General features: G+C 41.9%; 13 protein-coding genes and 1 tRNA gene. 7 read left to right on the plus strand and 7 right to left on the minus strand.

Going from position 1 to position 15,390, the window contains the following annotated elements:
* Nucleotides 1-907: 907 nt before the first annotated feature.
* From DXN04_RS32835 to DXN04_RS32845, 3 genes are all read left to right on the plus strand, one after another.
* Nucleotides 908-1,465 (plus strand): Crp/Fnr family transcriptional regulator, encoded by a 558-nt coding sequence (locus tag DXN04_RS32835; RefSeq protein ID WP_116857667.1) that lies wholly within the window; start codon nucleotides 908-910, stop codon nucleotides 1,463-1,465.
* Between the two features lie 20 nt (nucleotides 1,466-1,485).
* The gene (ilvD, locus tag DXN04_RS32840) at nucleotides 1,486-3,174 is read left to right on the plus strand and encodes a dihydroxy-acid dehydratase (protein ID WP_116857668.1); all 1,689 of its coding nucleotides are present in this window, start codon (nucleotides 1,486-1,488) and stop codon (nucleotides 3,172-3,174) included.
* A 97-nt stretch (nucleotides 3,175-3,271) separates the two neighbouring features.
* Nucleotides 3,272-3,356 (plus strand) — tRNA-Ser (locus DXN04_RS32845).
* A 291-nt stretch (nucleotides 3,357-3,647) separates the two neighbouring features.
* On the opposite strand, the gene DXN04_RS32850 is transcribed toward DXN04_RS32845, so the two are convergent.
* From DXN04_RS32850 to DXN04_RS32865, 4 genes are all read right to left on the minus strand, one after another.
* A complete protein-coding gene (locus DXN04_RS32850) occupies nucleotides 3,648-4,574 on the minus strand; it encodes an oxidoreductase (protein WP_116857669.1) in 927 nt (308 codons plus the stop codon).
* Nucleotides 4,575-4,917: 343 nt separating this feature from the next.
* Complete coding sequence (locus tag DXN04_RS32855; RefSeq protein ID WP_116857670.1) at nucleotides 4,918-5,604, minus strand: SDR family NAD(P)-dependent oxidoreductase; 687 nt, start codon at nucleotides 5,602-5,604, stop codon at nucleotides 4,918-4,920.
* Nucleotides 5,605-5,634: 30 nt separating this feature from the next.
* Nucleotides 5,635-6,348: a DsbA family oxidoreductase gene (locus DXN04_RS32860; protein ID WP_116857719.1), complete on the minus strand. Its 714-nt coding sequence runs from the start codon at nucleotides 6,346-6,348 to the stop codon at nucleotides 5,635-5,637.
* A gap of 130 nt (nucleotides 6,349-6,478) precedes the next feature.
* Complete coding sequence (locus DXN04_RS32865) at nucleotides 6,479-6,841, minus strand: DoxX family protein (protein WP_199415194.1); 363 nt, start codon at nucleotides 6,839-6,841, stop codon at nucleotides 6,479-6,481.
* Nucleotides 6,842-6,971: 130 nt separating this feature from the next.
* Here DXN04_RS32865 and DXN04_RS32870 point away from each other — a divergent pair, with 130 nt between their 5' ends.
* Nucleotides 6,972-7,337: a winged helix-turn-helix transcriptional regulator gene (locus tag DXN04_RS32870; protein ID WP_116857671.1), complete on the plus strand. Its 366-nt coding sequence runs from the start codon at nucleotides 6,972-6,974 to the stop codon at nucleotides 7,335-7,337.
* A 383-nt stretch (nucleotides 7,338-7,720) separates the two neighbouring features.
* On the opposite strand, the gene DXN04_RS32875 is transcribed toward DXN04_RS32870, so the two are convergent.
* Nucleotides 7,721-8,104 (minus strand): winged helix-turn-helix transcriptional regulator, encoded by a 384-nt coding sequence (locus DXN04_RS32875; protein WP_116857672.1) that lies wholly within the window; start codon nucleotides 8,102-8,104, stop codon nucleotides 7,721-7,723.
* A gap of 91 nt (nucleotides 8,105-8,195) precedes the next feature.
* Here DXN04_RS32875 and DXN04_RS32880 point away from each other — a divergent pair, with 91 nt between their 5' ends.
* Complete coding sequence (locus DXN04_RS32880; protein ID WP_116857673.1) at nucleotides 8,196-8,756, plus strand: NAD(P)H-dependent oxidoreductase; 561 nt, start codon at nucleotides 8,196-8,198, stop codon at nucleotides 8,754-8,756.
* A 299-nt stretch (nucleotides 8,757-9,055) separates the two neighbouring features.
* Here the strand turns inward: DXN04_RS32880 and uvrA are convergent, their stop codons facing one another.
* On the minus strand, nucleotides 9,056-11,575 hold the full coding sequence (gene uvrA, locus DXN04_RS32885; protein WP_116857674.1) for an excinuclease ABC subunit UvrA: 2,520 nt from the start codon (nucleotides 11,573-11,575) through the stop codon (nucleotides 9,056-9,058).
* Nucleotides 11,576-11,851: 276 nt separating this feature from the next.
* On the minus strand, nucleotides 11,852-13,147 hold the full coding sequence (locus DXN04_RS32890) for a hypothetical protein (protein ID WP_116857675.1): 1,296 nt from the start codon (nucleotides 13,145-13,147) through the stop codon (nucleotides 11,852-11,854).
* 426 nt (nucleotides 13,148-13,573) lie between these two features.
* Here DXN04_RS32890 and DXN04_RS32895 point away from each other — a divergent pair, with 426 nt between their 5' ends.
* Nucleotides 13,574-14,338: a sensor histidine kinase gene (locus tag DXN04_RS32895; RefSeq protein ID WP_158569280.1), complete on the plus strand. Its 765-nt coding sequence runs from the start codon at nucleotides 13,574-13,576 to the stop codon at nucleotides 14,336-14,338.
* Nucleotides 14,335-15,036 (plus strand): LytR/AlgR family response regulator transcription factor, encoded by a 702-nt coding sequence (locus DXN04_RS32900; protein ID WP_116857677.1) that lies wholly within the window; start codon nucleotides 14,335-14,337, stop codon nucleotides 15,034-15,036. Before DXN04_RS32895 ends, DXN04_RS32900 begins: the two co-directional genes overlap by 4 nt.
* Nucleotides 15,037-15,390 lie beyond the last annotated feature (354 nt).

The following is a 15,390-nucleotide window of genomic DNA, read 5'->3' on the forward strand; positions in this document are numbered from 1 at the left end:
ATCCAAGTTTGTTGCTTCTTTAATGAGTTGCAAAGCAACAAATTTTTAGCATTCCCCCCAAGAATTCAACTTGATCCCAAAAAGCTCTCCACATTTATGGCGGTGATAGCCATGATGTATACCTTGGTTGTTTAAATTGCAACTCATATGATGCCAGCTCAATATGGAATGAATACGGAAAATATGGATCACGATACAACTCTTTATCAATATGGAACGAATATGGTTCCTATGGAAGTGAGTATAGCAACACCTCACCGTTTAATTTGTATGCCCAATATCCACCGGTAATTGTTGATCAAGATGGAGGTTTTTACGGCTACTTTACAGTAAATGAATACAATTCTAAAAGAGCAAACTTTAAACTACCCAATATTATCTGTAAATACTATTCCCTTATACGATTAAATGTTGGAGAATGGTATAAAAAAATATTTAGCTGACGCTGTTTAATCAAATCTTAATAAATATTCTCTATCACAAAAGACACTATGTATTTAAATAGGTCTTCCAGGGTAACATTATTCTAAACCAAACCAGGTTTATCCATATTCTGTCTGCCCTCCAAATCAAGTGGCCATTACAAGGAATAATGTTTTCTTGTTTTTAACCGGAATTGCATTTATCAGTGAAAAGGAAGAACGCAAGTTAGCTCTCATGATCAGAGATTTACAATAATTAAAAGCCGGCTACTTCAAATAGTTAATACAATACTATAGAGGTTGTATCAAAAGTAAAATTCCCGGGATTTAATTCGGGTACCTGACGGAGAGAATTTCTGATTATGTAATTCTCAATGCCTTCAGACTACTTTTGAGCCTCTGTATTTACCCCTCCCCGATTTTGACCAAGGTCAATCTTTTTGATAAGAAATTCCCCCATCTTTGATCCCAACAATTGCAGACTAATGAAGGCCGACCTTGCAGACCTCATAAGTAAAAATACGTTCCTCAGTGAAGAACAGCTCGCTGAGGCCCTCTCCTATTTCAAACAGGTCACAGCAAAAAAGAACGAACTATTGCTGGAAGAAGGTATGGTGGCAGACAAGCTGTTTTTCATTTCCAAAGGCTGCCTCCGCCTCTCCTATGGTAACGACTCTACCCGGTTCATGGCTTTCGAAAATACTTTCCTGACTTCTATCGTCAGTTTTATTTCCAGAAAGCCGGCACCTGAGTACATACAGGCTGTAGAGATCTCGGAGTTGCTGGTCATCACCCATCACGATTTCTTCCGACTAAGAGAACGCATTCCCGGATGGGATAAGATCTATATCTACATTCTCGAATACGGCCTGACCGTCATTAACTCAAAACTCAGTAGCCTTCTTACTCAAAACGCTGCAGAACGATACCGCAACCTGCTGATTAACAACCCGGAACTCATTCAACGCTTATCCAATGCTAATCTTGCCGCCTATCTCAATATATCGCCGGAGACGCTTAGCAGACTGAAATCACATATGTAATTCTAAAACAAAATACCATCATGAGAAGTGATGAAGTAAAAAAAGGGTATCAAAGAACACCACACAGATCATTATTCAGAGCAACCGGATTAAAAGACGAAGATTTCAATAAGCCTTTTATTGGCGTGGCAAATTCGTTTATTGAAATCATACCGGGACACTTTTTCCTGAATAAAGTAGCTGAAATTATTAAAGATGAAATTCGTGCAAATGGCTGCGTTCCTTTTGAATTTAATACCATTGGGGTAGATGACGGGATTGCCATGGGGCATGACGGCATGCTGTTTTCATTGCCTAGCAGGGAACTGATTGCCAGTTCTGTAGAGAGTGTGATGAATGCACATAAACTGGATGCAATGATCGCAATTCCTAACTGCGATAAAATAGTGCCAGGGATGATCATGGGGGCACTCAGGGTCAATGTACCGACCATTTTTGTCAGTGGCGGACCTATGGCTAAAGGGTATAAGAAAGACGGTACACCTATCGACCTGGCCACCGCTTTTGAAGCAGTAGGGAAACATGAAGCAGGGATGATGAGTGATGAAGAACTCAGAGACATTGAGTGCAATGCATGCCCGAGTGGAGGTAGTTGCTCTGGTATGTTTACCGCGAATTCTATGAATACACTCATGGAAGCAATGGGTATAGCCCTGCCAGGAAATGGAACGATCCTCGCCCAGACACCTGAAAGGGAGGCTCTATACAGAATCGCAGCCAAAAGGATTTGTGACATTGTAAAGGATGATGTGGCCAGAGAGCAATTCAAACTGAAGAACATTCTGAATGAAAATGCCGTGCGGAATGCATTCGCAGTGGATATGGCGATGGGGGGCAGTACCAATACTGTGCTACATATGCTGGCGATTGCCAATGAAGCGGATATCAATTTCCAGCTGAAGGATATTAATGAGATTTCTAAGAATGTGTCTCATATCGCAAAGATCTCCCCTAGTCTGACGACTGTGCATATGGAGGATATTAATAAGGCGGGAGGGGTAAATGCGGTGATGAAAGAGATGAATAAAAGAGGGAATGGCGTACTGATTGATAATCTGACGATAAGCGGGGAAACCATTTTTGAAAAGATTCAGGATGCGGAAATTAAGGACGACAAGGTCATTCACAGGATCGATAATCCCTATAGCCAGGTAGGTGGATTGGCGATTTTGTACGGAAATCTGGCGGAACAGGGTGCGGTGATTAAGACAGCAGGGATTACAGGTTCAAGGATATTTACGGGTAAAGCAGTGTGTTTTGATGGGCAACCCGAAGCGATTGAAGGCATCCTGATGGGGAAAGTGAAGGCGGGCGATGTGGTGGTGATCAGGTATGAAGGACCGAAAGGTGGGCCTGGGATGCAGGAGATGCTGACCCCCACCAGTTTGATTATGGGGATGGGATTGGGAAGTTCTGTGGCTTTGATTACGGATGGTCGGTTTAGTGGGGCGACGAGAGGTGCGTCTATTGGACACGTATCCCCAGAGGCTGCTGAAGGGGGGATGATTGGGTTGCTAAAGGATGGAGATGAGATTCATATTGATGTAGACAAGTACATTTTGGAGGTAAAATTGGGGGCTGAGGAGATTGAAAAGCGGAGGAAAGAGTTTGTGCCGGTGAAAAAAGCGTTGCATTCAAGATGGTTAGGGCAGTATAGGGCTTTAGTGACGAATGCTAGTAATGGCGCGGTTTTGAGGAGTGATTTGTAGCTTGGGGCAGGTTGGAGAAACAGTGAAAGGCAAAAAATGTTTTACACATTTTAAAAAAATATTTGGTGAATATCATTCAGTTTTTCACATTTGCAGCGGAGAAATGGCAGAGCGGTCGAATGCGGCGGTCTTGAAAACCGTTGACTGTAACAGGTCCGGGGGTTCGAATCCCTCTTTCTCCGCTAAATAAACGGTAACGTTTAGCATAATATTAAGGGCCTTCAGATGAATAATCTGAAGGCCCTTAATATTGTGGTAGGATTTGAAATTGAACTTGCCAGTCATGACTTAAATGATTTTTGACTGTAACAGGTCCGGGGGGGGCGAATCCCTCTTTCTCCGCAAGTCTTTCAAATGGCCGCCTGAAGGTGCCTTTAGAAAGACTTAAGCCCCCCTTACACGGGATCAGCGAGGGCTTTGCCCGAAGCTAATCCCGCCATCTCCGCGCTTTCCAATTCGGCTAAATGGTCCTTTTACCTGAAATTACACTTAACTTCTGTCAACTTTTCAGAAACGTCCCAAAGCTTCCTGGCCAGCTCTTCATCGTACGATTTGTCGCTTGATTTTATCAGCTTAGGATATCCCCGGAGACCATTCAAACCTGTTGGGCCAAAATATTCGCCACCGGATATATTTTCCTCTGTGGCTGCTCTTAAAATAGGCAAGGTACCCGTGTGTATATTTTGCCCGACAATGTAATTTAGAATATTGAACACTAAGAAGCCGAACGATTTTTGGAGGTTGGTTCTTGTCCATCCGGGATGGGCTGCCGTTGCAATGGCGGAAATATTATTGGATTTAAATCTTCTGTCCAACTCATAGGCGAAGAGCAGATTCGACAATTTGGCTTGTGCGTAAGCCTGATAGCGGTTATAGGATTTTTCCCAGTTCAGATCATCAAAATGAATGTTCGGCTTCATAAAGGACTCATTATGGGCGTTACTGCTTTGAAGGACGACACGGGAATTGGGCGTTTTCTTAATAATGTCCAACAGTAATCCCGTCAGCGCGAAATGTCCCAAGTGATTGGCACCAAATTGCACTTCGAAGTGCTGTTTTGTCGACAGCCGGTTTGCCGGAGCCATTATCCCTGCGTTATTGATCAGGATATGCAATTGGGAATATTTTGAATGAAATTCGTCTGAAAAACGATGGATAGAGTGCAAATCAGAGAGATCCAGCAACATCAAGTCTAGTTTTGCATCTGGTTGCCGAGTTTTGATTTTTTTTGCGGCTTCTTTTCCTTTTTCCAGGTTACGAACGGCCATAATGATGTTAGCACCTTTTTTGGCCAGTACTGTAGTTGCTTCCAGGCCCAGGCCGCTGTTGGCACCAGTGACGATGATGTTTTTCCCTTGTTGTGAAGGGATGTCCTTAGATGACCAGTTTTTTGATGCCATTTCCTTTAGTTGTTTATTTGAAGTGTTTTTAGTTCGATCCCATCTTCACTGCATTCCAGTAGGGTTTCACGCTGATCTGTTTATTATCCCAGTCCATTCTTTCCTTACGAATTGTGTGACAGCGACACATATTTTACCGTCCTACATTCCATTGCCCATTCTGCGCCTGGACCGTTATCCATCGGGCAGAAGTTTTTTGGTTAGAAAGCACACTCCTTTAAAGTGCATGCTTAATAGGCCGTCAAACTGTTCTTCCTCAGCATTCTTACAATTTCCTAGTCATTTCCTAAAGATGGATAATATATCTCTTTGATCAATCCTGCATTAAACCTTCCCGCGAAATTTACGATAAGATAATTTCTGCAATCTCCCGCTGCTGATGAAGTTTCCAGTGCGCGTTTGCAACCTCAGCTGCTGTTATTGTTGGCATCCCCTCCGGAAAATCTCCCTTATGCTTACCTTCACTTACGACCAAGGCACCTATGGACACAATACCTGCATAAATATTGTCCTCTTTCAAATCCATATTAAGCAGCCGCACATAATTTAATAACGCGCCTGCTGCAACCCCAAAGCTGGCGGTTCTATTGACGGGATTCTGAGCGGATGATGCGGTCGTGAACAGGATGCTGCCGTCTTTTCTTTCCAGCATTTGTGGGAGTACGGCCTGCACGGCAGCTATGGCAGCGAGTACCTGGTAATCGAGATGATGCTCCTCATTCGCTACATCTATATTTCTCGCAGTCCGAATACTTTCCCAGGTGGGGGTTGGACTAAATTCCAATACATCAATTGCTCCATAATAATTGATAACCTCCAGGAGCGAGCGGGATAAATGCTCCCTGTCTAAAATGTCGGCCTGGAAAGACGCGGCCTGAACACCATTCTTCAGTAAATCATCTTTTAGCATATTTAGTTTTCCCACGTTTCTCGCAAGCAGCGCAACATTGTACCCCTCTTTTCCAAATCTTTCTGCTACAGCAAATCCTACGCCCGGCCCAGCACCGATAATGGCTATTGTTTTTTTCATATTAACTCTCTTGTATTTTATATTGATTAACTAATGTGTACACTCATTACCGGGTGTACAGGTCACACCCTGAGTAACCTGAAGCATACCAGAGTTATCCTTCTTCCATTCCGCATAAGCAGTTTGCAATACTTTGAGCATTTCAGTACCGGACCAAGCACCAGCGATAGCATACTTGCTATCTATCACAAAGAAAGGAACTCCTTTTGCCCCCAACCTGTATGCTTCAGCCCCGTCTGCTTCCACCTTATGTTGAAAAACAGTGTTGGTAAGCGCTTCTTTTACATCACCATTCGTCAGACCTATATCATTTCCCAGTTCTGTTAAAACTGCATCATCAGAAAGATCCTTTCCATCTGTGAAGTATGCATAAAACAGGCGCTCTTCTGCTTTTCCTCCCAGTCCTTTTGTTTTTGCCATCTGGATCAGGCGATGAGCTTTCAACGAATTAGTGACAAGCGCTTTATCGAAATGATATTCAAGCCCGGCATCCTTAGCCATCCTTACTACCTGCTGATGCATTTCAACCGACTGCTCATAACTGATTCCTTTCCGTGCAGCCACAAACTGGTAAATGTTTTCGTGGTGCAGTGGCACTTCAGGAATAGAAGGATCAAGCTGGAAACTTTTCCATTCCACCTCTATATTTTTCCTGTCAGAAAATTGCGCCAGGGCAGCTTCCAAATTCCTTTTGCCGATATAACAAAAAGGGCACATCACATCGCTCCAGATTTCTATTTTCATTCTTTTTTGCATTTCTTTTTTTACGGTATCATTATTTCTGTTATCATTTATTCCGGTTATAATCTTGCGCTCACCGAACAGATTAGCGACAATCAATGTCAAAATAAAGGTTACGATTACTGCAGGCGTTTTATTTGACATAGCTTAGTTTTCTGAAATAATAATAGGATACACATAGTATTGCAAACGGAATCAGCGGTGCCACACCTTTTGCAACACCATCAGCGAGCCAATGTGCCAGGCTTGCGGAAAGCAGTAATATTCCGAAAGCGACATAAGCCCATTCTTTAAACATCCTGGGTATGGCAGGGATGAGGATAATTACCGCACCAACGATCTTACAGATGTCTAATTCAAGATTGAAATAAGCAGGGAAGCCAAGTCTGTGTATGGATTCGATTAGGTATGTCCGCGGGGCAAAATAGGATGGAAGCACAATCAAAGCCATTCCAATAACAGTAATAATCCAATAAATTCTTTTTTCTTTCTGCATGAGTTTAATATTTACAGCATAAAATTAATTTGACATAACTTTACAATTGTTATCCGTTACCTTTTAGAAACTGGTTTCCTTGATGAAATCAAGTATTTATTGATAAAGTAATTACAGTAATTTGAATCACATGAATGCAAAGAAAACATCCTCGCAAGCACCTGATTGTAGAGAGCAATTAATTGCAATAAAGGACACCATGATCTTATTATCGGGGAAATGGAAAATTCAGATTATTGGATGGCTGATGCTATATGGTAAGGTGCGTTTTATGGATATGCTGCGTGGGATAGACGGTATTGCTGCTAAAATGCTCTCTAAAGAGTTACAGGAACTTGAGCAAAATGAAATAGTGGTCCGAACTGTGATGCCTACGAAGCCGATAACTGTGGAATACGAACTAACGAAACATGGTAAGACTTTAAGCGTGGTAATTGACGCTATTTCGGAATGGGGAGTTACGCATAGAAAATTCCTGTTTAAAAAAGAAAGGTAATGAGGTCATCTGTTTTATGTGCATACATCATAATACCGTGCGGCACAAAGATGTAAATGAAATTTGATCTATATCTGGATTTCAACAGATTTTTAATTTCATTTTACCAATAAAGTTGTGAATCTCAGATAAATCTTCTGTAAATAGGTTCGAAAGTTTTACCCCGTAGCCCGCTAAATAAACGGTAACGTTTAGCAAAATTTTAAAGGCCTTCAGATAAATAATCTGAAGGCCTTTAAAATTTTGCTAGGATTTGAAATTGAACTTGCCAGTCATGACTTAAATGATTTTGACTGTAACAGCTCCGGGCGTTCGAATCCATCTTTCTCCGCTAAAAACGGTAACATGTGAAAAATATGCCCATTTATTTCCAGAGGAAAAACTTAAAAAACGTTATCGCAATCATTCTTCTTCACATATTGTTTGTGCATTTCACCCCATTGCTCAAGCTGCTTGATGATAGGCACTAACTCATATCCAATGTCCGTTAACTCGTATTCTACTCTCGGCGGTACTTCTGCGTAAACGGAGCGGCTAATAATTTTGTGGTCTTCCAGTTTGCGGAGCTGTAGAGAAAGCATACGTTCAGTGATATTGGGAAGGAGCCTTTTTAGTTCACCAAACCTGAGCTTACCAGTCGCTAAACAAGAGCAGATCACAATAGCCCATTGTCCGCCAAGGATGTTCGAAGCATAGACCTCTGAGCAATTATCCGCTAAAGCTTGCCTGTTGGCGAAGTTGGTGGAGGTTTCTTTGATTCTGGACATACTTACATTTTTTATAGTATCCTACAACTGGTTGCAAATATAAATAGTCCAAATTAGAGCACATATTTTTGTCTCACAATATTATTTTAAAATGAAAACATTAGTTGTCGTTATCCATCCGGATATAAAAAATTCTGTGATCAATAAAAGATGGGTCGAGGAGTTACAAAAATTCCCAGATCTGTATCATGTACATCAGCTGCATGAAGCTTATCCGAACCTGCAATTCGATATTATAGCCGAACAGAAACTGCTCGAAGCCCATGATCACATCGTTCTTCAATTTCCTTTTTATTGGTTCAATTGCCCTTTCTTATTAAAAAAGTGGATAGACGAGGTGTTCATCAGGGGATGGGCCTATGGCAGTCAGAGCGATTATAAATTAAAAGGGAAAAAGATTACATTGGCCATATCATTAGGATTAAATGAGGAAGAAGTGCAGCCTGGTTCTACTTACGGTTACTCCCTTGAGGAGTTGACCCGACCGTTTGAATTAACTTTTCAGTATGTGAAAACGGATTACAGGCCACTTTTCGCTTATTATGGAATGGCTTATAATGTTTCGGATGAATGGGTTGAGAAAAGTGTGCCTCTGTATATGGCTTTTCTTGAACGGTTTAAAGGTGGCCACGATACTGCAGATGCTGCCTGACTCAAGCAGTAACAACACCTCTTCATCATCAACTTATCCCAATGGCCGCCTAACAACCCAAGCGGCCATTTTTTGCGATAGAGATGGCTAATGTGATGTAAAACGTCCATCAGAAAGTCAGACTCTTCCATTATGTCTCATTTTTCATTCCCTCATCTTTACATCATTATTACTTCAAATTTGATTATGAAAATCTTCTATTTTACTGACCCCATGTGTTCATGGTGTTAGCTCTGCGGCCATGTCATTTAAAGGTAAATAAATGCTCCTGGTTAGTTTCATTTAGTTCCTGACCCAGGTTATACATACCGGGATAAATAAGCAGCTGTTTTACTTCTTTTATTCTTTGCCACCGCCGCCGGTATTCCTTCCGCAACGATCCTTCCGCCATGTTCGCCGGCACCCGGCCCAATGTCGATCACCCAATCGCTTTGCGCAATAACGTGCATGTCGTGCTCAACAACAATCACCGTGTTGCCCGCATCTACCAGCGAATTTAATTGCACCATGAGTTTCTCTACATCTGAAGGGTGTAATCCTGTCGTGGGTTCATCCAGCACATAAAGCGTATGGCCACGTTGCGAACGCTGCAGTTCCGTTGCCAGTTTGATGCGTTGTGCCTCACCGCCTGATAGCTCTGTAGCAGGCTGACCTAACCTTAAATAACCTAATCCTACCTGTCGCACCACATCCAGGCTACGCCGCAGGATTTCCTCTTCTTTAAAAAATTCCCATGCAGCATCTACTGACATCGAGAGTACTTCAGCAATATTCTTGTCCTTGTATTTTATTTCGAGGGTTTTGTCGTTGTACCGCGTGCCGTGGCAGGTAGGACATGGAGAATACACGCTTGGCAAGAACAACAATTCTACCATTACAAAGCCTTCACCTGCGCAATGTGGACAACGCCCCTTGGCTACGTTAAACGAAAAACGCCCTGCATCGTAATGACGCGCTTTCGCCATTTTCGTTCCTGCAAAAAGTTTACGCACATGGTCAAACAAGCCGGTGTATGTAGCAAGATTAGACCTTGGTGTACGGCCAATCGGCTTTTGATCCACCCGCACCAGGCGTTTAACCTGTTCCATACCTTCCGTTATCCGCCCTGATGAAAGAACTGGTTCTTCCTCAAGTAAATCTTGTTGATCTTCCGTTGGTGCATCTATTTCCTGGCCAAGCTGCCCTGCTACAAGTTCTATAAGTGCCTGGCTGACAAGACTGCTTTTACCTGAGCCGGAAATACCCGTCACACTCGTTAAAACTCCTAAGGGAAAAGAAACATCCAGGTTACTGAGATTATTGCGGGAGATTCCTTCTAACCGCAGCCAGCTTGTTGCAGTTCGTGCAGTTCGTTTAGGCGGAATCGGTTGTGTTATATATCGCCGGGTAACAGAGGCTTTCATTTCCTGCAGCCCATTTAAAGGGCCACTATATAGAATTTCACCGCCGTTAACACCGGCGGCAGGGCCGACATCTACTACCCAGTCAGCGTGGCGAATGATATCCACTTCATGCTCTACTACAAAAAGCGAATTGCCGGCATCTTTCAGCTTATCCAGCGCGCGCAGTAATGCTTCAGTATCCGCCGGATGAAGGCCCGCAGAAGGTTCATCGAGCACATACACAACACCGAATAAATTAGAACGCACCTGCGTTGCGAGCCGCAGCCTTTGCAACTCACCCGGTGATAGCGTAGGCGTGCTGCGTTCCGGTGTAAGGTAACCAAGGCCGAGATCAAGCATTATAGACAGCCTTGCCACAAGATCTTCAGCAATACGTTGAGCCACCATTGCCTTTTCAGGATGTAATTCATTTATTTTATCGAACGATGCATGACTGGCATAAGAGCTAAAAATTTTATTAAGCTCATACAATTGAAGGCGAGATATTTCTGTAATATCATAACCGGCAAATTTTACAGACAGCGATTCTTTTTTAAGTCTTTTGCCATTGCATACCGGGCAATCTGCGCCTGACATAAACTGCATGACCCGCTTTTTCATTAGCTGGCTTTGCGTATTGGCGAAGGTCTGCATTATATACCGCTTTGCACCTGTGAAGGTGCCCATGTAGCTCGGTTCCAATTTTTGGCTCAGCGCCTTCTTTACTTCTTTTGCAGAAAAGCCTGAATATACTGGAACGGTTGGCTGTTCTTCCGTAAATAATATCCAATCACGGTCTTTCTTCGGAAGGTCTCGCCAGGGCTTATCTACATCATAGCCGAGCGTCATCAGGATCTCGCGCAGGTTTTGCCCCTGCCAGGCAGTAGGCCATGCTGCAATGGCGCGTTCACGGATTGTAAGACTGTCATCCGGGACCATCGATTTTTCGGTCACATCATAGATACGTCCGAGTCCGTGGCAGTTGGGACAAGCCCCTTCCGGTGTATTTGGCGAAAAGCCTTCGGCGTAGATGATCGATTGTCCTTTGGGATAGTCGCCTGCCCTTGAAAACAACATTCGGAGCAGGTTGGATATTGTTGTTACACTACCAACAGAAGAACGTGTGGTTACTGCACCGCGTTGTTGTTGTAAGGCAACAGCAGGAGGCAGACCTTCGATTTCATCCACTTCTGGAATGGACATCTGGTTAAATAATCGTCTTGCATAGGGTGAGACTGATTCCAGATAACGTCGTTGGGCTTCAGCATACAAAGTTCCAAATGCCAGCGAAGATTTACCTGAGCCCGATACACCTGTGAAAACAACCAGGGCATTTCGCGGTATGTCTACATTGATATTTTTAAGATTGTGTTCCCTAGCGCCCCGCACGCGAACAAAATCGCCGGTCGATGCTTTTTTTGATTGCCCTTCCTTCATAAATGAGTATTACAAACGTTTTGGTACTTCTACAATTTAAGCTATAGCACTTACAGCAAATACCATACTATCAAAATAAACTGGCCCCGGGTACTGATACCCTGCCCGGTGCCGCCCGTCATAATCCGGCCACTTACACGAGATAAAGCTTGAGCAGCCCGAGCCCCGCGGCAATGCAAACTAACACAATTGGCTGGATATCCTGAAAAATCCTATTTTCTTCCTTTCTTCACTAAAAAGGACAGGATATCTACATGAGCATCATCCCTACTGAAATTATTCCTTCCTGATCAACGCTGATTGCAGGCTGTCCATTTTTTCAATTCCCCAGCCCTTATTTAGTTGCAGCTGCCATCCTTTCCCGTGTACAATATTATCTTTTACAAATAGACTATCCCTTGTCGATAATGTAATTACTTTCCAGTTCTTCATAAGCATACCACCATCCACTACCTTCAACTTCCCCCAAACATCATTTATTTCGGCGCTTGGATATACAGTCCCCCATTCACCCAGATCAAATAAATTGTTAGGATTAAATACTATATTCATCTTCACCAGGTTGATAGTCAACACCGGTTGATGCGTGAAAAGACGGGTATAATTATCTTCCTGTTGCCGTCTGTTCGCCTCTTTCATTTTTTCAGCATGTATGATACGATCTCCCTGGTACTGCTTTTCCAGTTTAGCCAATATAGATGTAGTCGTTTTATCAGGCACAGCCAGCTTATAGTATTTTTTGATCAAAGCTGGGAACGAGGAATTTGAGTCGACTGATTCTGCCCAGGCTGGCGATTTCTCATATAGCAGATGCCCGTAAACAGGACCGGTGATATAAGCCATAGATCGAATCAATGACAACCGGGTGTCAGCCTTATCAATCTCATTATATAAATATTGTTTTATACTTCCAGGTAGCCTACCCAGTAACATCCCTGTGTATTCAGCCAGTCCCTCATTTATTTCCAGCAAGCGTTCATTGTCAAAGGTGGAAGGAAACAATTCCTGTCTCTTTTTACGAAAAAGCAGTGCATTCACCAAATCCCTCTTGCGCTGGTTGACTGGCTTAGCTAAGGCTGCTTTTAAAGCCTGGAGTTCCAACAGAAAAAAGACACGTCCATCAGTAGTTGCCAGATGGTCAATTGTCGGGCTAAGAGCAGGAAAGCCAAGTTGATGTTGTATACGGTGAAAGGATTCATGCAACATGAGACTGAGCCGTTCCTCCATATCAAGTGGTAATGGCCATAACACAATTGCCCACAACCGGCCTTGCCAGTTTATAGATGTATTGGCAATCATCACTTCCGGAGGTAAAGTCCCTTTGTACAGGCCTTCTGCTATGAAAGTAAAAGTCCCAGCACTATCCGGCATATTCGCATAAGTGGTTCTGGAATGAGGATCAACCAGTAACATAGGGCCATAAAGGGGATACTTCCACATAAGATTTCGGCTGCTTGCGGAGTCTGCTTGTCTGAAATATTTAGCAGCAAGCAACATGGTAGTATCTACTCCCTGGGCAATTCCACGAAAGGATATGGTGATTACCATTAACAATCCAATGATAGCTTTCATGTTTTTTTGCGAAAATTAAATACTGGTCTGACTAAATGATCTCAAATTATACCAAAGGTCTTATCTCTTTTACGACAGGCAATGGCAATTGCATGACGACCGTTAATCCTGTAAACAAGACATTTGCTATAAAACGAAGGCACTTTTTTACCATTTTCATTAACTTGGTTCATGCAACGTTTTTTACTACATGTGAGCTTTTGGCTGGGGTTCTTTTTTATATGGAACCAGATCACGTATTTTTATATCAGTGATAAGGGAAACCGCCTTTACTTTTCTGCGCTCGACGTAAGTTTGATACTTTGTGCCTTTTACGGCATTTATTCATACCTGATGCCCCGTTATTTTAAACATAAGCACCTAACAAAACTGGTGGTACAATCGTTAATATATCTCATACTTCTGGCAGGTGGATATGCGTTTGCTATGAAGTTATTTTTGAATCACATGGTGGTTCCCATTCACTTTAATTTTTCCTGGAACTACACTGATTTGCAGTATAATCGTTTCTTCATTGCATTATTGGGTTTGTTAGGAGGAGGTGCTATAAAACTGGCTCTTGATCGTGTGAATACCCAACGTAGGCTTAATGAAATGGAAAAAGCCAATTCACTGGCGGAACTGACCTACCTCAAAGCACAGCTTAACCCTCATTTTTTATTCAATTCCCTTAATAGTCTTTATACACAATTAGATTTTGATTTGCCACAGGCAAAGTTTACATTAGTGAATATAGCCGACTTATTACGTTACCAATTATATGAATGCAGTGCTGACTTCGTTCCTTTGTCCAAAGAATTAATGCACCTGGAAAATTACTTTAATCTTCAACGAATACGTACAGAAGCAACTACTATATTAAATGTAAAAGTAGATAACAACAACCTTACGATTTCTCCATTGCTGCTTATGCCATTCGTTGAAAATGCTTTTAAGCACGTGTCTGATGATGATAGCAGGGAGAATATTATACAAATCGATATTCAGCTTACAGGTGAGAACCTACATTTTTATTGTATGAATACAAGCCCTGTTAAGGAACCTTTGTCAGGTACATATGATAGTACCGGAATTGGTTTGCAGAATGTAAGACAGCGACTGGAACTCTTATATTCAAATAAATATGAACTTACTACCAAAGAACTGGATCATAAGTATTACATCTATCTAAATTTAATCTTAAACCAATGATGAACTGTATAATTGTAGAAGATGAACCATTGGTACGTAAACAAATTGAAGGATACATTGAGAAAATCCCTTTCTTACACCTGGTAGGCACTGCACGTAATCCAATTATTGCCAAAGCTATCTTAGAAACTGACGTGGTTGACTTGATTTTTCTGGACATTAAAATGCCTCAAATGAGTGGAATTGAGTTTTTGCAAGGGCATGAGGTGGTGCAGCAGGTTATTTTCATAACCGCTTATCCTGAATATGCTTTGCAGGGATTTGAGTTGAATGTCACCGATTACTTAATGAAACCTGTAACGTTTGAGCGGTTTACAAAAGCCTGTGAAAAGGCAAAAGTTAAAATTTGTGGCTCGTTAACCGTAAAAAATAACCTGGAACATCCTGATTACTTATATGTCAAATGTGATAATTGCTTAGAGAAAATTGCCTTTGTAGATATACTATTTGTCGAATCTATGTTGAACTATGTACAGATAGTGACAACAAAACGAAAATATACAGTATACTCCAGTCTGAAAGCAATTAAGGAACGTTTGCCACAAAGTCTTTTTTTAAAGATACATAAGTCCTACATCGTGTCTTTAAATCACATAAGTACCTTTGGGCAATCTAAGGTTCTAATCGCAGGACACAAAGTACCAATAAGTCGCAGGAACCAGCAAACGATAAAACAGTATCTGAAAAACATACAATAGAATTCGCCTTTTATTTCATCAAAACCACTTAAAAGTATATAGGTATGGAGTGAAAGCAGGAAACAAAGGCAGTAACCCGGTCAATTCTGAAAAACGGCTCTTAAAGTAAAACAAATCCTTTTGTTTTGTTAGTTTTTAAGGATACTCTAAATTAATAATCCGTAAACACTATGTTTTGCTATCCTACCGATGAGCTGCTGGATTCAGGGTATATGATTTCCACCATAGCAGATCTATTATTGAAAAAAAGAATTGCCTCCCGACAGACTGATCAGCAGCTGCATAAATTTATTATCCTAAAGAAAAGGTATTTTGGATAAAGGAACTGAGCCATCGAAATAATAAAGTACATTT

The organism is Chitinophaga silvisoli, from assembly GCF_003412465.1.
GTDB lineage: Bacteria > Bacteroidota > Bacteroidia > Chitinophagales > Chitinophagaceae > Chitinophaga > Chitinophaga silvisoli.